The sequence below is a fragment of the Burkholderia sp. MSMB1588 genome (assembly GCF_001546925.1).
GTDB classification, from domain to species: domain Bacteria; phylum Pseudomonadota; class Gammaproteobacteria; order Burkholderiales; family Burkholderiaceae; genus Burkholderia; species Burkholderia humptydooensis.
Genome location: NZ_LNJS01000001.1, coordinates 2,325,320 through 2,346,227 on the forward strand (window position 1 = coordinate 2,325,320; position 20,908 = coordinate 2,346,227).

Annotated in this window: 14 protein-coding genes and 1 pseudogene; 9 read left to right on the forward strand and 6 right to left on the reverse strand. The window is 59.9% G+C overall.

Features of this window, described 5'->3' with window-relative positions:
• Positions 1 to 26: 26 nt before the first annotated feature.
• Together WS92_RS22305 and WS92_RS22310 are read right to left on the reverse strand one after the other, a co-directional pair.
• Complete coding sequence (locus WS92_RS22305) at positions 27 to 1,496, reverse strand: aldehyde dehydrogenase family protein (RefSeq protein ID WP_059934562.1); 1,470 nt, start codon at positions 1,494 to 1,496, stop codon at positions 27 to 29.
• Positions 1,497 to 1,610: 114 nt separating this feature from the next.
• Positions 1,611 to 2,309: a glutathione S-transferase gene (locus tag WS92_RS22310; protein WP_041861624.1), complete on the reverse strand. Its 699-nt coding sequence runs from the start codon at positions 2,307 to 2,309 to the stop codon at positions 1,611 to 1,613.
• Positions 2,310 to 2,433: 124 nt separating this feature from the next.
• Between WS92_RS22310 and WS92_RS22315 the strand changes: the two genes are divergently transcribed.
• The gene (locus WS92_RS22315; protein ID WP_059934686.1) at positions 2,434 to 3,009 is read left to right on the forward strand and encodes a TetR/AcrR family transcriptional regulator; all 576 of its coding nucleotides are present in this window, start codon (positions 2,434 to 2,436) and stop codon (positions 3,007 to 3,009) included.
• 545 nt (positions 3,010 to 3,554) lie between these two features.
• Here the strand turns inward: WS92_RS22315 and WS92_RS22320 are convergent.
• Together WS92_RS22320 and WS92_RS37255 are read right to left on the reverse strand one after the other, a co-directional pair.
• Complete coding sequence (locus WS92_RS22320) at positions 3,555 to 4,652, reverse strand: IS5 family transposase (protein ID WP_015602980.1); 1,098 nt, start codon at positions 4,650 to 4,652, stop codon at positions 3,555 to 3,557.
• Between the two features lie 116 nt (positions 4,653 to 4,768).
• Positions 4,769 to 5,144 (reverse strand): annotated as a pseudogene (locus WS92_RS37255) (type I restriction enzyme HsdR N-terminal domain-containing protein); the annotation flags it as partial.
• Positions 5,145 to 5,557: 413 nt separating this feature from the next.
• Between WS92_RS37255 and WS92_RS22330 the strand changes: the two are divergent.
• Both WS92_RS22330 and WS92_RS22335 read left to right on the forward strand, forming a co-directional pair.
• Positions 5,558 to 6,655 (forward strand): IS5 family transposase, encoded by a 1,098-nt coding sequence (locus tag WS92_RS22330; protein ID WP_015602980.1) that lies wholly within the window; start codon positions 5,558 to 5,560, stop codon positions 6,653 to 6,655.
• A 464-nt stretch (positions 6,656 to 7,119) separates the two neighbouring features.
• On the forward strand, positions 7,120 to 8,400 hold the full coding sequence (locus tag WS92_RS22335) for a tyrosine-type recombinase/integrase (RefSeq protein ID WP_242425364.1): 1,281 nt from the start codon (positions 7,120 to 7,122) through the stop codon (positions 8,398 to 8,400).
• Between the two features lie 134 nt (positions 8,401 to 8,534).
• Here WS92_RS22335 and WS92_RS22340 read toward each other — a convergent pair whose 3' ends face one another.
• Together WS92_RS22340 and WS92_RS22345 are read right to left on the reverse strand one after the other, a co-directional pair.
• A complete protein-coding gene (locus tag WS92_RS22340) occupies positions 8,535 to 9,068 on the reverse strand; it encodes a hypothetical protein (RefSeq protein WP_059929159.1) in 534 nt (177 codons plus the stop codon).
• A 176-nt stretch (positions 9,069 to 9,244) separates the two neighbouring features.
• Entirely contained in the window at positions 9,245 to 11,638 is a 2,394-nt protein-coding gene (locus WS92_RS22345) for a TOTE conflict system archaeo-eukaryotic primase domain-containing protein (RefSeq protein WP_331457898.1), read from the reverse strand.
• 327 nt (positions 11,639 to 11,965) lie between these two features.
• On the opposite strand from WS92_RS22345, the gene WS92_RS22350 reads away from it, so the two are divergent.
• From WS92_RS22350 to WS92_RS22375, 6 genes are all read left to right on the forward strand, one after another.
• A complete protein-coding gene (locus tag WS92_RS22350; protein WP_059929163.1) occupies positions 11,966 to 12,562 on the forward strand; it encodes a DUF6088 family protein in 597 nt (198 codons plus the stop codon).
• Positions 12,555 to 13,577: a nucleotidyl transferase AbiEii/AbiGii toxin family protein gene (locus tag WS92_RS22355; protein WP_059929166.1), complete on the forward strand. Its 1,023-nt coding sequence runs from the start codon at positions 12,555 to 12,557 to the stop codon at positions 13,575 to 13,577. Before WS92_RS22350 ends, WS92_RS22355 begins: the two co-directional genes overlap by 8 nt.
• A 73-nt stretch (positions 13,578 to 13,650) precedes the next feature.
• Positions 13,651 to 14,619 carry an SIR2 family protein gene (locus WS92_RS22360; RefSeq protein ID WP_082743506.1) on the forward strand — a complete coding sequence of 323 codons (969 nt, stop codon included), beginning with the start codon at positions 13,651 to 13,653 and terminating at the stop codon, positions 14,617 to 14,619.
• Between the two features lie 314 nt (positions 14,620 to 14,933).
• Positions 14,934 to 16,946, forward strand: coding sequence for a helix-turn-helix domain-containing protein (locus WS92_RS35080; protein WP_141668075.1), 2,013 nt, complete (start codon positions 14,934 to 14,936; stop codon positions 16,944 to 16,946).
• A 157-nt stretch (positions 16,947 to 17,103) separates the two neighbouring features.
• Entirely contained in the window at positions 17,104 to 19,371 is a 2,268-nt protein-coding gene (locus WS92_RS22370; protein WP_059929175.1) for an McrB family protein, read from the forward strand.
• Positions 19,372 to 19,378: 7 nt separating this feature from the next.
• Positions 19,379 to 20,902, forward strand: coding sequence for a DUF2357 domain-containing protein (locus WS92_RS22375; protein ID WP_059929179.1), 1,524 nt, complete (start codon positions 19,379 to 19,381; stop codon positions 20,900 to 20,902).
• Positions 20,903 to 20,908 lie beyond the last annotated feature (6 nt).

Sequence of the window (20,908 nt, forward strand, 5' to 3'; positions counted from 1 at the left end):
CGCTCGCCCCCTTCATTAGCAGGCACTCATCGCTGGCTGACGGTTTTCCTTATCAACACCGTCTTCGGATTGGTAAAGAGTTGACGACCTTCAGCACCATGTTCCGTACCGAGGCCTGATTGCTTGTGTCCGCCAAACGGAATGTCAACGCCTTGGGTATGGATCTCGTTCACCCAGACCATTCCCGTTTCCAGGCGGTTCGCTACCGCAACTGCGACTTGGGTATCGCGGCCCCAGACTGAGCCGCCGAGGCCAAACGGGCTGTTATTGGCGCGATCGATTACATCGTCTACATCGTCGTAGGCGATGATCGGTACTATCGGGCCGAACTGCTCCTCCTGTACGATTTTCGCGTTCTCCGGTGGGTTGTCGACAATCGTAACCGGAATAAAATAGCCGGGGCGGCTTTCGTCGACGTTCCCACCAAGAACAATCTTCTGGCCGTTAGCCTTGATGTCGTCGAGAAAATCTTTCACCTTTTCATACTGCATTCTGTTCTGCACCGGTCCGATCGTAACCTCAGGATCGAGCCCGTTGCCAAGCTTTTGTTGCCGTGCATAGTCGACGAAGGTCTTCACGAAATCGGGATAGAGCGACCGGTGGACGTAGAGACGCTTGATACCGACACACCACTGGCCTGAGTTACCGATAGCCCCCCAAAAGAGTTGAGGGATGATCGATCTGTAGTCTGCGTCGGGAAGCACAATCGCTGCGTCGTTACCACCCATTTCAAGCGTCACGCGTTTGACCGTTCCAGCGGCAGCGCGCAACACGTGCTTTCCCGTCTCTGTAGAACCTGTGAAACTGATCTTGGCGATGTCGGGATGATTGGTCAGCAGCGGGCCAAGTTCACTGCCCCCCGAAACTACCGACAGCACGCCTGGCGGCAGGACGGATTGCGCAATCTGCCCAAAGCGCAGTGCTGATAAGGGAGTAAAGGGCGAAGGCTTGATCACCATGGTGTTGCCAGTAATCAGCGCAGGCGCCACCTTCCAAAGTGCAAGCAGCACCGGAAAATTCCACGGTGTGATGGCGCCGATCACGCCGAGCGGCGTATGGTGCAACTCGACAATATGTTCTTCGGTCTCCTCGACGATCTCGACCGGAATTCGACGGGCGGCAATCTGACGAATCCACGAGATGGATTGATCGACCTCCGGCTCCGCCATGGTCTTCAGCGGCTTCCCCTGTTCAAGGGTCAGCAGGCGTGACAACTCATCCCGATGTACTTCGAGTGCATCGGCATAGGCGTTGAGGTACTTCTGGCGCCCATCGTAGCCAAGCGCAGACCAGGCTTTGAACGCATGCCTGGCCGCTGCGACGGCTTCTTCAAGCTGCTCGGCTGAGGCTGCCGGAGCCTTGGCGAATACTTCACCAGTAGCCGGGTTGATTACATCAAAGCTATCTTGCGACTTCACAAGATTACCAGCAATGCTGAGGTAATACGGGCCGTGGAAAATGTCAACAGACTGAACTGCTTGAGGTAATGCGGACATGAATTATTCTCCAAAGTATGGACGCTGAGGTGCCGCTGCCGCGAATCCCCGCAACAAATAGGCGGATCTTTCGGCGATTGGTAGGAATACTGACTTTGAAAGAATGAATTTTTTTCAGTCGGCCGCCAGTACGGAAAACGCCGGCTGGGTACTTACGCTGGGCCGCTCCTGCATTCTTTCGTACCACGCCAGCAGCGCGGTGCACTCGGCTGGCACTGGCAGCTTGACGATAGAAGCGAAGACCAGGCCGCCGATTACGGTGATGTCGGCCATCGAAAATTCGTTGCCCGCAACGTACGGCTGGTTTCGTAGAACAGCATCGAAGTAATGCATCCCGCGCAGGGCCTTGTCGCGCTGCCTGAATCCCCATTCGGGGTTCTGGTACAGCTCGACCTGCGGCCCCAGGCCCGGCGTCCCGTGATGGAAATACACGCTTATCGCGTCGAGCAGTTCCAATTCGGCACGCTTGCTCATCATGTGGATCACGCCTTTTTCGAGCGGCGCCATGCCAGTCAGTGTCGGCACGCCATCGAGTCCATCAAGGTACTCCGTGATGGCCGTGCACTCGGCGATGCAGGTCCCGTCATCGAGTTCGAGCACCGGCAGCGTGCCCGAGTAATTCTTGCTCGCCATGAATTCGGGCTTCTTGTGCTCGCCCGCGTACAGATCGACCAGCACGAAACGCACTCGCGATTGCAGATTCTTTTCCGCCAACGCAATGCGAACACGCGTCGGATACGGCCCTTGCGGGAAGTCATAAATCGTCATCGTCGACAATTGATGGTCATTGATGCTCGTTGCAGTAGCACTCATTTGGCTTTCCTTCCGCGGTTGTGTTGTGGCGAACGACATTGCCTACCTAACGTTCGTTAGGTTTATCATATGCGTTACAATCCGGGTTGTCAACACTGAGTCGTCGATGCGGAGAACCGTACAAGTGAAGAACGAATCGAACACAGGCTCCAGGGAGCGGATCCTGGCGGCGGCCACGAAGATTGCTCAGGCCCACGGCTACAGTGGGTTGAATTTTCGGGATCTCGCGGAAGACGTCGGTATCAGACCCGCTAGCATCTATCACCATTTCGCAAACAAGGCCGACCTCGGTGCAGCGGTGGCACGACGCTATTGGGAGGACTCGGCAGCGGTTCTTGAAGCCCTCCAGGCCGAATCCCCGGACCCGTTGCACCGCCTGCACCGCTATCCCGAAACGTTCCGCAAGGCGCTGGAAAACGCAAATCGGATCTGCTTGTGCAGCTTCATGGCTGCCGAAAGCGATGACCTTCCCGATGAAGTGATGAAAGAAGTCCGAACCTTCGCTGAGGTGCACATTGCTTGGCTGAGCAAGGCTCTCTCATCGGCGGAGGTTGTTGACTCAAAAAGGAGTGATCAACGGGCCCGCGCCATCTTCGCTGCGGTAGCTGGCGCACAGCTCATTGCAAGGAGCCGTTCGGACGTCTCCCTTTACGACACATTGATCGACGGCTATCGTGCGGCCGGTCTACTTCCTGCCTAGCACGCTCGTGAATCGCGTGATACACCCTCGCCCCCATTGTTGCCGCAACTGGGGCGGCTCTTGCGTGAAGATACAGCGGTGCATCGCGAACTGATTTCGTTGGCTGAACCAGGGGTGGTGACGGTGTCAGAATTGGAGCATTGGATCTAGAGTGATCCACGAGTACGAATACTCGTTAAGTCATCCTCACTACGTTTATTGCAGGTGAACGTCTTGTACAGGCCAAGCGAAATGCATGGCATCTCGACATCCATTCGCGCGCATTTTGCCGTCTTCCGTCATCGTTCTTTGAACTCGCTCACAGTGCACGCGACATCGGCGAATTAGATAGAATGATCCACTCTGGAAATGCTTCCTTCATTCCGTGTAGGCATCGCGCAATACCTAGCAGGCTGTTGAAAAGCCCTCCGTCATGACAACCGGAGCGCTGGTTAAAAGGATTTCACGTGCGATCAAGCGGTGAATTACAGCAGCACCATGCAAATCTCCCGGCTGGTGGACATGCCAGCCGGCATGCCGACGCACGTCGGCCCCGCTCAGGCGGCTTATTGCGCAACTCGGGGCGACACCACCGTCAGTATTCGAGCCATGCGAGTCAGGTTACTGGCGAGCATCGTCAGCTTGAAGTGCTGATCGACGCGCCGGATGCCGCGATACACCGTCTGCCGAATCCGGCCCACCGTCTTGCCCCAACCGAAGTGCTCTTCGATGCGTTTGCGGATGACTTGGCTGATCCGGTAGCCGGCATGCCGCGAGGTGCGGCCGTCGATCGCGCTGCCGCCTTGGCGGGTGTCGTTGCGTGCCACGTGCGGCGTCACCTTGCGTGCCCGGCAATCGCCAACGAAGTCGCGCATGTCGTAACCCTTGTCGGCGCCCAGCGTCTTGGCATGGCGGCCCGGTACACAATCAAGCAAGCGCAGGGCGCTCGCGCGTTCGGCAAAGCCGTCGGCATGGCTCACCACGGCACCCACCACCAGGCCCGAGCGGTTCTCCATGAGAATGTGTCCTTGGTAAGCGAGGATGGCCCCGCTTTGCTTGCTCTTCCTGAACAGGCGTGCATCCGGATCGGTACTCGACTGGTGTGTCTCGTTGCTGCGCCGCTGGCCACGCCAGTCAGTGTCGGCGTTGCGAGCGCCACCCGCGGGCGGCTCGTCGCCCGGGCCGTCCTTGGGGCGGAAACTCTTGTGGCTGGCCCAGGCCTGGATCAGCGTGCCATCGACCGAGAAGTGCTCGCGCGAGAGCAGGCCACGCTGCTCGGCCAAGCCCATGACCTTGGTGAAGAACGCTTCGACGACCTCGTGTTCGAGCAGCCGGTCGCGGTTCTTGGAAAACGTCGAGTGGTCCCACACGGCGTCCTCGATCGCCAGCCCGACGAACCAGCGGAACAGCAGGTTGTAGCGCATCTGCTCCATCAGCATGCGCTCGCTGCGCACCGAGTACAGCACCTGCAGCAGCAACGCCCGCAGCAGCTTCTCCGGCGCAATCGACGCGCGGCCGCTGTCCGCGTAGATCACGCTGAACAATCCGTTGAGCTGCTTGAGCGCTTCGTTGACAAGTTGCCGTACCGGCCGCAGCGGGTGATCGGCCGGCACGAAGTCTTCCAGCTTGACCGTTGTGAACAGCGGTTCTTGCATCTCGTCCATTCCGCGCATCGCTCTCATTGCCCAAGGTCATGAACACGATATCCATAACGCGCGACTCTCAACGCCCGTTTACGCTGGGCCCAAATTCAACAGCCTGCTAGGGTTCGATGAGCGTCATAGCGTTCAACTTCCCGCTCCGTCCCGGTGGTGTAGTCGATCTCGATGATGCGGTGGCCGTTGGTGGCGTACGCAAACTTGAGGCCGAGGATTTCCGCGTACTCATGCGCCTGCTGCCCCCCCCGGTTTCAGCGGGCATGCCTATTTCCTTGGCCTCCACCACTGCCAGCGGAAAGTCGCGTCGAAAAAGAGCAGGTAATCGGCCCGTTTTTGCTTGCCACGCCGCACCTTGCCCCCGCTAACCATGATGCGGCCATCAGTGAAAGTGCGCTGTTCGCCAATGGCATGACCCTCTGTTGCCCAGCCGGCCTCGATCAATCGCGGCGTGACGAATTCACGGCAAGTGTCTGCCTCCGTCATCACGCCTTCTCGCATTGCCCCCGCCATCGCGCCTCCCTGGTTATTGCCCCAAACCCAGCGTACTCATTTGCACAAAGTCGCCCGCATCAACGGCAGGGGCTCATTCGATGTTCCAGCGTTCTAGGCTGGCTCTTAATTGCAATGCTCACGGCCTTCGTGCGGACGACGACAGTCGCCATTCTATATATACGGAAGGCGTCGGACGGTCTCAGTGCGCGCAAGGCGATCTGCGCCACACGCCGTTCTAGCACCGGACACCTTGTGTCATGGCGCGGCCGGAGCCATAGCCGCCGCTCATCTCGCCACGGAACGATCGAAATCCATTGTCTAGCAGGCTGTTGAATTTGGGCCCAGCGTAAACGGGCGTTGAGAGTCGCGCGTTATGGATATCGTGTTCATGACCTTGGGCAATGAGAGCGATGCGCGGAATGGACGAGATGCAAGAACCGCTGTTCACAACGGTCAAGCTGGAAGACTTCGTGCCGGCCGATCACCCGCTGCGGCCGGTACGGCAACTTGTCAACGAAGCGCTCAAGCAGCTCAACGGATTGTTCAGCGTGATCTACGCGGACAGCGGCCGCGCGTCGATTGCGCCGGAGAAGCTGCTGCGGGCGTTGCTGCTGCAGGTGCTGTACTCGGTGCGCAGCGAGCGCATGCTGATGGAGCAGATGCGCTACAACCTGCTGTTCCGCTGGTTCGTCGGGCTGGCGATCGAGGACGCCGTGTGGGACCACTCGACGTTTTCCAAGAACCGCGACCGGCTGCTCGAACACGAGGTCGTCGAAGCGTTCTTCACCAAGGTCATGGGCTTGGCCGAGCAGCGTGGCCTGCTCTCGCGCGAGCACTTCTCGGTCGATGGCACGCTGATCCAGGCCTGGGCCAGCCACAAGAGTTTCCGCCCCAAGGACGGCCCGGGCGACGAGCCGCCCGCGGGTGGCGCTCGCAACGCCGACACTGACTGGCGTGGCCAGCGGCGCAGCAACGAGACACACCAGTCGAGTACCGATCCGGATGCACGCCTGTTCAGGAAGAGCAAGCAAAGCGGGGCCATCCTCGCTTACCAAGGACACATTCTCATGGAGAACCGCTCGGGCCTGGTGGTGGGTGCCGTGGTGAGCCATGCCGACGGCTTTGCCGAACGCGCGAGCGCCCTGCGCTTGCTTGATTGTGTACCGGGCCGCCATGCCAAGACGCTGGGCGCCGACAAGGGTTACGACATGCGCGACTTCGTTGGCGATTGCCGGGCACGCAAGGTGACGCCGCACGTGGCACGCAACGACACCCGCCAAGGCGGCAGCGCGATCGACGGCCGCACCTCGCGGCATGCCGGCTACCGGATCAGCCAAGTCATCCGCAAACGCATCGAAGAGCACTTCGGTTGGGGCAAGACGGTGGGCCGGATTCGGCAGACGGTGTATCGCGGCATCCGGCGCGTCGATCAGCACTTCAAGCTGACGATGCTCGCCAGTAACCTGACTCGCATGGCTCGAATACTGACGGTGGTGTCGCCCCGAGTTGCGCAATAAGCCGCCTGAGCGGGGCCGACGTGCGTCGGCATGCCGGCTGGCATGTCCACCAGCCGGGAGATTTGCATGGTGCTGCTGTAATTCACCGCTTGATCGCACGTGAAATCCTTTTAACCAGCGCTCCGGTTGTCATGACGGAGGGCTTTTCAACAGCCTGCTAGGGTATCCTTGCGCTCAGGAACCGATGGAGGTTGACTGAATTTTCGGGTGGGAACGGGCTGTTGAAGCGCCGAGTGTTTTGATAGTCGCTTTGATAGTGACCGCCAAACAAAAACCCCGCAGAGCCTAGACTCTGCGGGGTTTCGCCGCCATTAACTGGCGGAGACGGAGAACTCCTCCGCTTGTCACGGCAGGTCACTCTACGTCACTCAAAATCACCCAAGCCATTGTTTTAAATGAAAATACTTGTCCATCCGCGTTTAATGGCGTACGCTTAAATCGACCCCATTGGCGTGGGTAATAACATGGGTGAAGCGTCATCCGAGGACAGTATGGCCCTAAAACTTTTCAAGCTTACGGACCGCATGGTCCGAGAAATGAAACAACGCGGATACTTCGGCGATGGCGGCGGTCTCTGGCTGCAGGTCAGCAAGTCGGGCAGCAAATCGTGGGTTTTCCGGTACACGCGAAACGGCCGTACCCATGAGTTGGGACTGGGCTCCTATCTGAACGTACCGCTAAGCGCGGCACGACAGAAAGCGGAGGCCATGCGCCACGCGCTCGGACGCGACGAGGACCCGCTCGCAGCACGCATTGCCGCGAGGGCGGCGGCCGCGGCCAGGCTGACCTTCGCACAGTGCGCCGAACAATACATTGCCATGCACAGCCCCGGATGGAAAAATCCCAAGCACGCCAGCCAGTGGACAAGCACCCTCGAGACGTATGCGATGCCTGTCATCGGCAAGCTCGACGTCGGTCTTGTCGACACCCAGCATATCGTCCAGATCCTCGAACCGATCTGGATTAGCAAGAACGAAACAGCGTCCCGTGTACGCGGCCGCCTCGAGCGCGTGTTGGCATGGGCCAAAACCCGCAGCTTGCGCACCGGCGACAATCCGGCGACCTGGCGTAATCATCTTGATACTCTTTTGCCCCGGCCCACCTCGGTACAACGGCAGAAACATCACGCAGCCCTCCCCTACAAAGATATCCACTCGTTCGTCATCGAACTGTGCGCACAACCCGGCGTGACTGCGCGAGCACTCGAGTTCGCCATTCTGACTGCGACACGCACGGGCGAGGTCATCGCAGCCACCTGGGAAGAGATCAATCTGCGCGAGGCGATCTGGATCATTCCAAAAACGCGGATGAAGGCAAAGCGCGAACACCGGGTTCCGCTGTCCGACCGCGCAGTCGAACTTCTGAGGCAGATGAAGAAAGCACGCAAGAGCGACTTCGTCTTCCCGGGATGGAAAGCGGGAACGGGTCTTTCGAACATGGCCATGCTTCAGTTGCTGCGCAAGGCTGGTTATTCAGAACTTACGGTTCACGGATTCCGCTCGACGTTCCGTGACTGGTGCGCCGAAATGACCACCTACCCTCGCGAGCTCGCTGAAGCTGCGCTTGCACATACGCTAAGCAACAAGGCTGAGGCCGCCTACTTCCGCAGCGACATGTTCGAGAAGCGACGCGAATTGATGCAGTCCTGGTGCAATTACATCAATACGGCGCCAGCCGAGGCACAGCAGCCTGCCAACACCAGGACCGACCGCGCCGAGCCTTTGCGAGAAGCGGCTTCCATCTGATCGGTTCAGCTTCTGGGTGATGTATAACCTGACAGGCATCGTCAACGCTGCGGCCACAGAACTCTCGGAGCAGCCGCACGTGACGTCCTTGGCGGGCGAGCGCGATATTGGCCATCGTGGGTAATGCTTCCTCGTCAAACAGATTGCCGATTGGCGCGTGTCTTTACGTCGGCGGCCGTGGCGATCGGCAACGCAATGAACTCCCGCTCCGACATTTCGCGGAATGCCTGCAGGAACGGCAGATAGAGCCGCACGATCCATTGCTCGCCGTCCTTGCGCCCAGCGAACGGGTGCAGGATTTCGCCATCGGGCGCGCACCGGTCGAAGCGCAAGACGCCCTTGTTCGGGTAGGGAACCGCAGCAGCTTCATCAACACGAGCATGCAACATGTGACTGACGACATTATGTGGATAGCCGGGATGGCCTGACATATCCGCTTCTTCAATCGCCGCGCGAATGGCATGCTCTTGCGTGAGGTGGCAGCGCTCCATCTCGTGCTCATCAAATACCTCTTCCGTCGCGACGTATGGTGGGCCGCAATACCAGTTCGGATCGTCGTGCTCGAGGCGTACAGCGAGGATCGTGCGTGTCCCGACGTCGGTGCAGCGCCAACGGAAACCGGCCGGACCGAGAAATTCGAGACCGATGTGAAAATCCGAATGCTTCATGGTGAGCTCGATGAGGCGACGAGGCCTTATTGTCGCAGAGCCGAGGCATCCGAGTCGCAAACTGCTTGCTCGCCCACCGTACGCCCGCGCTGCCGTTCCTCCTCGGCGTGCAGCGGAAGACAGCCTGCTTTATCTCCCGCCATCCTCATCGGCGAACCGGCCAGGTCGCGGCATATTCATTCTCCACCGGTAGAGATGCCTGTTATGCGGTAGCCCATCGCCCTATAGCCGCGCTGCCGCTTGTCCCACATCCTCTGCAGAGCCGGGTGGCCCATGTCGACGAAATCGACGATGCGCACGCTCGTCTTGTTGATATGCTCGCGATGCAGACGACCGGCATACTGCTGCAAGGTGCCTTTCCAGGAAATCGGCATGGCCAGTACCAATGTATCGAGCGGTGGATGGTCAAAGCCTTCGCCAACGAGTCTGCCTGTGGCCAGCAGAATGCGAGGTGCATCAGGAGGCAAAGCGTCCAACTCAGTGATTAAAGCTGCGCGCTGCTTCTTGGATAGCTTACCGTGCAGGACGAATGGGGCTGGCTTCACACCTTCCAGCGCAGCAAGGATTGCGTCGATGTGCTCCGTGCGTTCGGTCAACACAAGAATCTTGCGTCCTAGTTCGACGGCGGCGCCGACTTCAGCGGCGATGGCTTCCGTTCTTACCATGTCCTTGGCGAGATGACGGAACACGTCTTGAATACCCACGCCTGCAGGCAAATCGATGGGCACAGTCAATGAGCGAGGCACTACCTCCAGGTCGTCAGGAGCACCGACCGGCTTGGCCGCGGTGTACCGGACTGGGCCGCACTGCATGAAGATGATCGGCTGCTGCCCATCGCGGCGAATCGGCGTCGCCGTGAGTCCGAGCACGAACTTCGCCTTCGTTCGTTTCAGGATGGCATCGAATGAAACCGCGCCGACGTGATGACATTCATCCACGATCACGTGACCGTAGTTCTCCACCAACGGATTCACTTCGCCCTGTCGTGACACCGACCGCATGACCGCGATGTCGATCACGCCCGTAGGTTTAGCCTTGCCGCCACCGAGTGTGCCTATCATGCCCTTTCCCGCGCCTAAAAACGCTTGCAGGCGTTCCTGCCATTGTTTGAGCAGTTCGGTGCGATGCACCAGCACCAAGGTATTCACCTTCCGCCGAGCGATCATCGAGGCGGCCGTCACTGTCTTACCGAACGCAGTCGGTGCGCAAAGCACACCGATATCGTGATGCATCATCGCCGAGACAGCGGCCTCCTGGTCGGGCCGCAGTGTGCCAACGAAGTCAACGTCGATCGGCATCCCAGCAATCCGCTCGTCATTCACGTCGCAGCGTATCCCGTTGGCCGCCAACAATTCTACGGTGGCGTCGAAGCAGCCACGCGGCAGCGCGATATGCTGCGGATAGTTCTCAGCGCACCCGATGACACGAGGCTTGTCCCACACCGACAACCGCATCGCTTGGGCTCGATAGAACTCTGGATTCTGGAAGGCTGCGAGCCGGATTAAGCGGTTGGCCAGCGACTGCGGCAGTTGCGCCTTTTCGAAGTAGACCTGATTGGCAAGCGTCACCGTCAACGACGACGGCATCTTCTCGGCCAGCTGATTCGTTGGTACGCCGTTCCGCTTCCATGGCGTAGCGAGATCCTCATTGTCAATGAAAGTAATGTCGAGAGGATGCGTGTTCCCGGTAGCACGCAGGATGATGGGCTCGATGTCCAGAGGCTCCATGGGTTGAATGGAGGCGAGGAATGCCCATTGGTCGGAATAGGGACATAGATCGGTGTCGACAAACACGCTGCAGTCGACCTCCCGGGGCCGCTTCTGCAACGGCAAGGCGATCAGGTTGCCGAATCCGCCCTTGGGCATCGTATCCTGATTCGGAAATAGGCGGTCATACGATGAAAGCTGAAGTTGCCGGGTACGCGAGCAGGTATGGCTGATGATGGCCGTCCCCAACCGGCGAGCATCACGCGCAGACACCTTGGTCGAGAAGAATATCCATGCGTGCGCCCCTTGGCCCGAGCGCGAAATCTCCAGCGCCACGGGCACGCCCAGCTCACGGCAGGATTGTGAGAACGCTCGGATATCATCCCGCCACTCCGCCTCGTCGAAGTCGACGGCCAGGAAATAGCACCCGTCGTCCTCCAGCAAGGGATAGACGCCCACTGTGTGCTCGCCAGCCAAATGGTCGTAGATGACGGCATCGGAAAGCGGTATCAGCAGACGATTATTGCAATCACCGCACTTGACCCGCGGCTTCTCGCATACTCCGGCGCGCCACTCGTTGGCGCAGGCTGGCGTGTAGCCGGCTCTTCCGGTGCTCTTGCTTTCCCAACGCACCGGGTAGACGTCGGTACGACCGCGAAATAGCTTGCGAAACAGCGCGACCTTTTCGTCAGTGGACAGGCGCAACGAATCCGCGACCTTGGGTGGATCAGCAGATCCAGGCGGCTGGCGCCATTCTATGCCGTGGGCTTCCAGCAATGCGATCAGTCGGGTATTTTCCGCCCGCAGCGCCGCCAGATCATCGAGTTTGGTCATCAATTCGTGTTCGGAGATCAGCTCGTCCATTCCCGCAACCGACATCATCGCTGAAGCCGGCGCGCCAGCAGCAGAAAACGTCACAGGGCTCACCGACAGACATCCCATCTCGCGACAAATATAAGGGTCACATTCTCCCGCCTAAACGAGACGAGATCGGTAGTCGCTTCGCCGGAAGCGCCGCGGTTCGTATTCCCGCCAGACTGCTACGAAGTCGCGATGACAACCATCGCCGAGAAATTTTAACCGCCCGTCCCCTCGAAGCTCGCCGTGAAAAGCGCCCGGGCCGTTACCTCAGCCCCGGCGGTTGCATTGGATGTCAGAAACAGTGTACAATTACTGACACGAGAGGCATCCATGAACACGCTCCCTGAAACGATCCTGCTCCACGCCCAGTCTCTCCCCGAGGGCGGCGTGCTGTCGCCCAAGGAATTCCTGCACCTGGGAAGCCGCGTTGCGGTCGACCAGGCGTTTTCGCGCCTCAGCAAGGCCGGCAAGCTTATGCGCGTAGCGCGCGGCACCTATGTCGCCCCCGTCTCCAGCCGGTTCGGCTCGCGCGCCCCTGCGCCGGGAAAGGTCGTAAAGGCCATGGCGGAGCAAAGCGGCGAAACCATCGCCCCGCACGGCGCCAGTGCTGCGAACGCGCTCGGCCTGACCCAGCAGGTGCCGACCCGGGAGGTCTATCTGACGTCGGGGCGTACCCGGAAACTGAAACTCGGTCGCTCGGAGTTGCTAGTCAAACATGCCCCCCGCTGGATGCTGGCTTTGGGTAACGGGCCGGCCGGCGCCGCGATCCGCGCGCTGGCCTGGATGGGGCCGACACATGTCGGCAGCTCGCTAGCGGCACTGCACCGCACCCTTCCGGCAACGGAATGGCAAACGCTGACGTCTGCCCGAGCCATCCTGCCGTCGTGGATGGCTCAGGCTATCGGTCAGGAAGCGGCGCATGGCTGAATACTTCTTCGGTCTCAGCGCGGACGACCGGCGCGAAGCGCTGGAATACGCCCGCGATCAAACGGGGCGCCCTGCGCATCTGCTTGAAAAGGACGTGTGGGTCGTGTGGGCACTGCGCTCGATCTTCGAGTCGCCGCTAGCCGCCGATCTCACCTTCAAAGGTGGTACCTCCTTGTCCAAGGCCTACAAAATCATCGATCGCTTCTCCGAAGACATTGACCTGACCTACGACATTCGCAAACTGATACCGGATTTGATTGACGACGGTGGCGAACTACCATCCAGCCGCAGCCAAGCCAGCAAATGGACGCAAGCCGTACGCCACCGGCTTCCGGATTGGATCAAAACGAACGTCCAACCCGTCATTCAGGCAGCGCTGGAACACGATCGGCTGGACGCACAGGTCGAGATTGGCGGACAGGAGAACGACAAACTGTTCTTGCGTTACCCTCCCCTCGCCGAGGGGACTGGCTATGTGGCGCCGGTGGTCACCCTGGAATTTGGCGCCCGTGCTACAGGAGAACCGCATCAGATTATGTCGGTCACGTGCGACATGGACGGACATGTACCTGAGGTGTCGTTTCCAACAGCTTCGCCGCTGGTCATGAGCCTCGCACGCACTTTCTGGGAGAAAGCGACTGCGGCGCACGTGTACTGTGCACAAGGCCGTATCCGTGGTGAGCGCTATGCTCGGCATTGGCATGATCTCGCTGCAATCGCGCGCAGTGCGTACTTCGACGAAGTCGTTTCCGATCGCGCTGTCGCGACCATGGTCGCCCAGCACAAGTCCATCTTCTTCATCGAAAAAGACACCGATGGCGCGGTCATCGACTACACCAAAGCGGCGCAGGGACAGCTACGGCTCGTTCCCGAAGAGGATGCGCGCAAAGCCCTAGCCGACGACTACGCCGCCATGCTGGATGACGCAATATTGCTCGGCGATCCTGCAACCTTCGATGAACTCATGCAGGCATGCGCTGACATCGAAGGAAGGATAAACAGAAGAGACGTGTAATGGATAAACACGATATTCGAAGCGCTCTTCTCGCTCCAGTGCCGACGAGGTCCCTTAGACCAGGAGACAGACCATGCGACGCTACTTGCTATTGGGGGCGGGGTTCAGCCGGAATTGGGGTGGCTGGCTTGCCAGTGAGGTTTGCGACGATCTGGTTTGGCGCCTCAAGGAGTACCCAGCAATCTGCTCGCTGATCCTGGAGCAAGGCTTCGAACCGGCGTTCTTTGACCTGTACGAGCAATTCCGCCGCCCCGACGGCAATAGGCTTCTGCCACAGATTCTTGCTTTTCAAACGGCGCTCTGGGAGGCGTTCGGCGCCATGAATGCCTCCTTTACACGACGTCCATCCCTGGAGCTATCGCAAGATCGACAGTTCTCAATTCTCGATTTTCTGTCACGCTTCGACGCGATCTTTACTCTCAATCAGGACATGCTGCTCGAGCTGCACTATCACGGCATCGAGCTTGCCGGACAACGCCGCTGGCAAGGCGTCCAATGGCCTGGATGTGTGGTGCCGCCCGAGTTCCGGGCCATCACCCGTGCCACGATCGGAGGTTTGCCCCGACAGCGGTGGATAGTGGGGCAAGCAGAGGAACAATTGCAGATTGAAGCGCATCTTCAGCCGATAATCAAACTGCACGGATCAGCGCACTGGTATGAAGGACCGGAAAATGACCGAGCTCCCGTGATCGTCATCGGCGGCAACAAGCTGGAAGCGATCGAACGGAATCCGTTGCTGGCCAGCTACGGGCGATATTTCAGCGAGTCCCTCACTCAGGCCAATAGCCTTTTGATGACCATCGGTTATAGCTTTAACGACCACCACATCAACGATGCGATATGCGATGCTCAAGAAGCAAACGCGGAATTCGGGTTATTCGTTGTCGATCCCGCTGGGCGACGACTACTGACACAAAGGGTCGCCGGTGAACCGAGACGCATCGAGCAGGTTCGTTATCTCGGTGGTTCATCGCGACCATTGAGCGAAACCTTCAAAGGCGACGAATTGGAATGGGCCAAGCTGATGCGCTTCTTCGAGTAACTGAGCTGGTAGCAAAATCGGGCCGAATGGCGGAGCGGAAAGCGAACGTCGATGCACTTGTTGTCCTGGCTATACTCTCCGCGTGGAAAAAATAATGACCGGGGATGAAAATGGGCACAACAAGATTACGTGGGATCCAAGCAGCCTGCTGCACTATCCAAAGGGTGACACCGAACTCGCCTGGCTCCGGAAAAAAGCAAGCAACCCACCACTCCGCCGCCCGCGCCTAGCCTGTGAAGACAGAACCTCGTACATATATCCCGCGATCGCTTGCGCCCGATCTCGCAGCTCGGGCCCGCGCACGCCGCGAGGCAATGCGAAAGTCCATCCCGGAAATAGCGGCGCTCGTCAATGTGACGCCGCCGACTATCGCTCGATGGGAATCGGGTAATCTACCCGACAGCATGCGCCCGACGAGAGTCAACGCATGGGAGGCGGCCTTGCAGGCGCCCTCCGGGTGGCTGCTGTCGCCAGATAGCAAGACCCTGCCCGACCCGGTCATTACAGAATCGCCCGCGCCCCTTTCGGTTTCAGTGCAATCTGACCGCGTGCTCATTCCGGCGGCAGCCGGCCACGCCTTGGGCCTGCGCGCCCGCTCTCGCCGACGTAGTCTCGGACTGTCACGGGCACAGGTCGGCGAGCGGGCCGGAATCTCTGTCCCGAGTTTGCTCAAATGGGAAAGAGGAGAGCTTCCCCGCTCGATCCACAGCAGCCGTCTGCTTGCATGGGAGATGGCGCTCGCGCTGCCATCCGGCTGGCTCCTCGCGCCGGACGGCGATGAGCCAGCGGTTCCCGCGCCTCGGCGACAGCAGGTGACCATCGTCGCCAACACGGTAACCGATGCAATCCGCGAGGTCGCGACCTGTCTCGCCACACGGGGGCGGAATCTGGCCTTTCCCGATCGACCTATCGAGGCGGGCGCACAACGCGACGCCGATCTCTTTGCTAGGCGCTACGGTGTGAACGGTCCGGACGGTACCACCTTGATCGAGCTCGCGGCACCCGTGGGAATCACCCGAGAGCGGGCACGTCAGATCATCGAGAAATTGACCGAACGCTCTTCTCAATTTGAGTTTGGCATCCCAGTATTCGATTCCCTTCAACTCGCCTGTGCCTCACATTTACCCTGCCCCGTGTCGGTACTGAATAACCAGGTGCGTACACAACTAGGTGAACATCTGACGCTCGAAGACGCGTGTCTCTTTGCCAATGACCTGCTTGGAAAACGCATTGTTCGAATGAGTGATCCGGTCATGCAACCGGGCGGCTTGCGCATCGATCCATGGGCATATGGTCCGGGCCAAGATGACGTCGCGCAGGTCGAAGACGTCAAGGCAGTCCGAAGCGTCGCATACGCCATGATCCGTTCCTGCGGCGTGGCACATCTCCCTACGGTCGCTGGCGAGGCGTCGCTCACTCACGGGCTGCAAGGTGCGAGCCTGGCCAACATGCTGCAGTCAGTAGAGGGCTTCGAGTGGCTTGACGCCGACAGGCTGTGGTTCTGGTTCGGGCCAGAAAAGCCCAGCCGCAACATTATCCTGAGCGTCGCCCGGAAGGTGTTCGCAGTGGCGCGCGAGCGTGTCGACATCGACCAACTGCTGGCAGCAATCATGCGCTACCGCAGCCGGACGGCAACCGCAGAATTCGACCGTGATCGTTCGCTGATGCTTATTCCGCCGATCCATGTCGCGCGCGCGGTCCTGGAGCGACTTACATGGCTGCAAGTCGTCCAGCATGACGATTATCGCGCGAGCACACCATTGAACCCAAGGGAAGAGCTGTCAGAGACGGAGTTGCGACTGGTGGCGGCGCTCGAGGCACGAGACGGCGCGGCCAGCCGTTTCGAACTGAGGTCCGCACTTGCCGACATCAAGCTGATAACCTTCTCAGCAGCGCTCATGACGACGCCCGTCGTGCGCCTCGTTAGCCGCGGCATTTACGCCATTACGGGAAGGCCGCTGGACCCCACCGCTTTTGCGCGAGCTGCGTCGCCACGCGAAGGAACGCCGAACCGGATCGAGGTGCGCCGCCATCCTGATGGGAGTCTGAGCTTTCCCTACGTCATCACAGAGTTCGCCGCCGAGAGCAAAGCATGTCTCATTCCCGCCAGCGCTGTCCCATACGTGCCCGCGGGCGAATACCGCGTGCGCGATTCTGGGTCGACCGCTGACTGCGTCAACCGTTCCTCAGGAGCGACGGTCCTTAACCGGCTGATCCAGGAGATGCTCGCGCAGGGCTATGACTCGGGTGATGTCGTGCGCATCACCATCCATCCGGCGACCAGAATCATCGAACTGGCGCCAGAGGACGCAACCATGGCGGTTTAACTGCCGCAACGCCGACCGCCAATGGCTGTCTGCGTCGGATACAAGGCTCCGATCCGTGGATTGGAATAGCTTGCTGCCACGAAGAGGTCAACTGCACAATTGCGGGTGAACGTTGATATCGCGTCACCGTTAATTTAACTCGCTTCAGGAATCGGGAATGGATCTGCAAGAGGATGACGTGCTGGTCGCAGCGGCAAACCAGGCATTGGCAGCTCGGCGAAACGATCCGCGCTATCGGAAGTGGACGGAGGACTTGGCTGCGCATATCGCCAAGGTACAGCAGGCAAGCGAGGATGTGTTTCGGACCGAGGACTTCCAGCAGGTACTGTGGGACAGCGAAGCCATTTCCGCGACCGGGCAAGGCTTCATTGCGACGCGACCGTTCTGGACGGACGCCGCAATGGTTGATTGCCTCTGGGCGGTCCGTAACTTGCGTGCCTCACCCGAGCACGAGGCCTTCACGCAGGAACTGCAGCGGTTGTGGGATGAGGTCGCTGAAAAGATCCAGCAACGCGGATCCCGGGTACCGCGGCTCAAACTCGCACGCGTGTTTGCGGCCCTGCAGCCCGAACATTTCACGAGCCTCGCCGACGGAAAGGCTCTCGACAGTGTTGGCAAAGCCATGCATGTCGGCAGGCTCCGCGAAGGTCGTGCAGTACTGAATCAACGCATCCTTAACCGGCTCGATAGCGTCTGGCCGCGCATCGAAGTTTTGCAGAACGAACCGCCCGAACTGACGCGCATGAAGTTGCCATGGCTCCTGTTCAAGCGGGAGAACACTCAGGCAGACGAAGAAGTCACGACGGACAGCGGCGACGCCGCGGGCCAGGGCCAACTAAGGCCTTTGCCGGCAAACCGACGCCGTCGCGGGATGTTGGCCATCGCCGGATCGATGTCCTCGGTGCTTGCTATGCTCCAGTTCGTCAAGGACGGATGCTCGCGCGAGGACTTCCGCGAGCATGTGCGCGCGGTCAATCCCAAGTTGTCGGCAAGTTCCGTCAACACAAACATCAATGCCCTGATCGCGGAATGGGGTGTGCTGACGGCTGACGGTAACAACCTGAAGCTGACCTCACGCGGGATGGCGTTTCTCGAGTCCGGTGATCCGGATGAGGTGTCCGATTGGATGCTGACGCAGATTCTTGGCTTTGACAACCTGCTGTATTTGCTGCGCGAAGGGCCGCGCGAGCAGAAAACCTTGATTTCGGACCTCCAGCAGGTCAACCCCGGCTGGAAAACCAACTTCGCACCTACGTCACTAATTGGTTGGTTGCGCGCCATGGAGCTCGTGGAGTTCACAACCGGCAAGACTCTGGCGCTAACGGCCCGAGGCAAGGACTGGGCGAGTCGAATCCACTGGGAGCCGGGCAAGCTGGCAGTGGCGACCACGCCGACCGAGCCCGCACTTCCGTTGGCCGATGGAGCCCCGTCGCTCGTGTTCGAACGCCCAAGCGTCGATCAGATCCTGGCGCAGTTTCCTGACGCACTGGTATTCAATCGAGCGCTGGTTGCGCAACTGGATGCCGCATTGTGGAGTCACGAGCGGCGCCACTTTGTGGTGTTGAGCGGCCTCAGCGGATCCGGCAAAACACAGTTGGCTCGCAGCTACGGCCGTGCATTGCGTGGTCAATCTCCACTAGGTACCGACGACGGTATTTATGTGCTACCGGTGCAGCCCGGTTGGCACGATCCGAGCCCTCTGCTCGGATATGTGAATCCCCTGAACACAGAGCGGTATGTGCGCACGAGCTTTCTGAACTTTCTCCTGGACGCCGTGCGCGATCCCGAGCGACCCTATACGGTGGTACTCGACGAGATGAACCTATCCCACCCGGAGCAGTATCTCGCGCCGTTGTTGTCTGCAATGGAGACGGGAGATCAAATCGAGTTGCATGCCCAGGATGACGATGTCGATGAAATTCCACCGAGCGTAGCCTACCCGTCCAACTTGCTGATTATCGGGACGGTTAATATGGATGAAACCACGCATGGCCTGAGCGACAAAGTACTTGATCGCGCATCGGTCATCGAGTTCTGGGACATCGACACGGATGCGTATCCTGGGTGGGGAAGCTGCGGTCTCGATAGTGGTCATACTGCGGATCTGAAAGATATTCTGAGGCAGTTGGCTGCGGCTCTTCGGCCGGTGCGCCTGCATTTCGGTTGGCGCACGATCGGTGACGTGATCGGATACGTGCGGACTGCGCTCGCCGGCGGCGTCGTCGGATTCCGGCAGGCGGTCGACCATGCCGTCTATGGGAAGATCCTGCCCAAGCTGCGTGGCGAGGATAGCCCGCGTCTGCGCGCGGCCTTGACCGAGGCGAAGAAGCTGCTGGAGACGAACCAGTTGCCGATGTCGTTGGAAAAAGTAACACAGCTGTCCGACGATCTTGCCCGCTTGGGCAGCGCCCGCTTCTGGCGCTGACGCGCGTATGCTCTGGATCGAGGAGGCCACGGGGCGGTCATGGGAAGTACCGCCCGGCGATGTTGCCACGGGATTCGTGGAGGGCGGTATCTATACGTTTCGGGTGGCGATGCCGCATGCTTTCGTCCTGGTTGACGAAGTCCCGTTGGGTCGGCAGCTTGCCCAGCAGATATGGGTCTGGACGCCTGGTTTCTATGCTGGCAGGGTTGATGCGGAGGTGCTCGACGGCGCAGGCAGGCTGATAGCTACCTATGGCTTGGATGTCGGCCCCTCGCCGGACAAGTTGGGCCAGCCTCAGTTTGTATGCATGGTCAGCGAGATTCTGTCCGCCATGCCCCAGCTGCTTCTGGGCGACGGCGCTGCATTGCCCCGATTCGGCCAGGACGGAGACGTCGCGTCCGTTGAGGTGGCCTATGCCAGAATGCGTCGCTACGGCGCCGCGTGCCTCGCTGCCTTGCGTGCCGTCTGCTTGCATCCCCTGATGCGTCTGCAAGAGCAGCGACGCACCGTACGGCCGCACCAGATTCGGCAACTAGATCTCAGAACAGTGCAAGAACTCTCCCGGACGCCCGCGGTGGTGCAACTGCTGGGCTTGGACCAGGGCGATCCCGTTGAGTTGAGCCGGGTGACGGTGCCCCATGTGCATCCCACCTTCGACCATGCCGCCAACCGGACGATTGCGGTTATGGTGGACCGCTTGAGTGCTCGCGCGGCGGCACTCGGCCAGCAGTTCGCCAGCATGACCGGCCGACAGAATGAGCGGCTGTCGACCAGGGTATCGCGCCGCCTTGGTGTACTGGCTGCGCTCGACGATGGACTGCATAGCATCCGGCGGTCTCCGGTATTGAGCGCCGTGACGCGCCCGGAAATTTCCGCGGCGGGTCTTAACGCCATTTCGGCGCAGCCTGACTATGCCCGCGCGTTCCAGTTGGCGTGGAAGGCCTTGAACATGGGAGTGCTCGGCGATGACGCCGACGACTCGTTGCCGACAGGGGCGACGTGGCAGGTCTATGAGCGATGGTGCTTCTTGCAGGTGTGGCAGTTGCTCCAGGAGATCGCGCCCGAAGCCGAATGGCGATTCGCCGCTGGCGACTCCGATCGTGTTCGCCCCCGGGTGCAAGGCTGTATGGACAGCGATGCCGTGATCCTTCATTTGCAGCCTACGTTTCACGCCTGGGACCAACCGAGCGTGCGTGACTTCAGAAGTCTGTCACGGCAGCGTGAGCCGGACATCGTTCTCACGGTTGAGTCTTCTCAGGCCCGGCGCTTCCTGGTGCTCGATGCAAAGTACCGAGTCAGTCGGGACAATGTCCTGGACGCCATGCAGTCGGCTCACATCTATCAGGACAGCCTCACGTGGCACGGCGAACGTCCGTCGGGCAGTTTTCTCCTCCTTCCGCGAGGTGGAGCCGTCGACTGGCTGGCAGACGGCGCATTCCAGGATGCGTTTCGGGTAGGGACATTCGAACTGGCACCGGGCAGCGATGTTTCAGCCCTCGTCGCGTGCTTGAGACGTTTCCTGCGGAGGTGAACAACG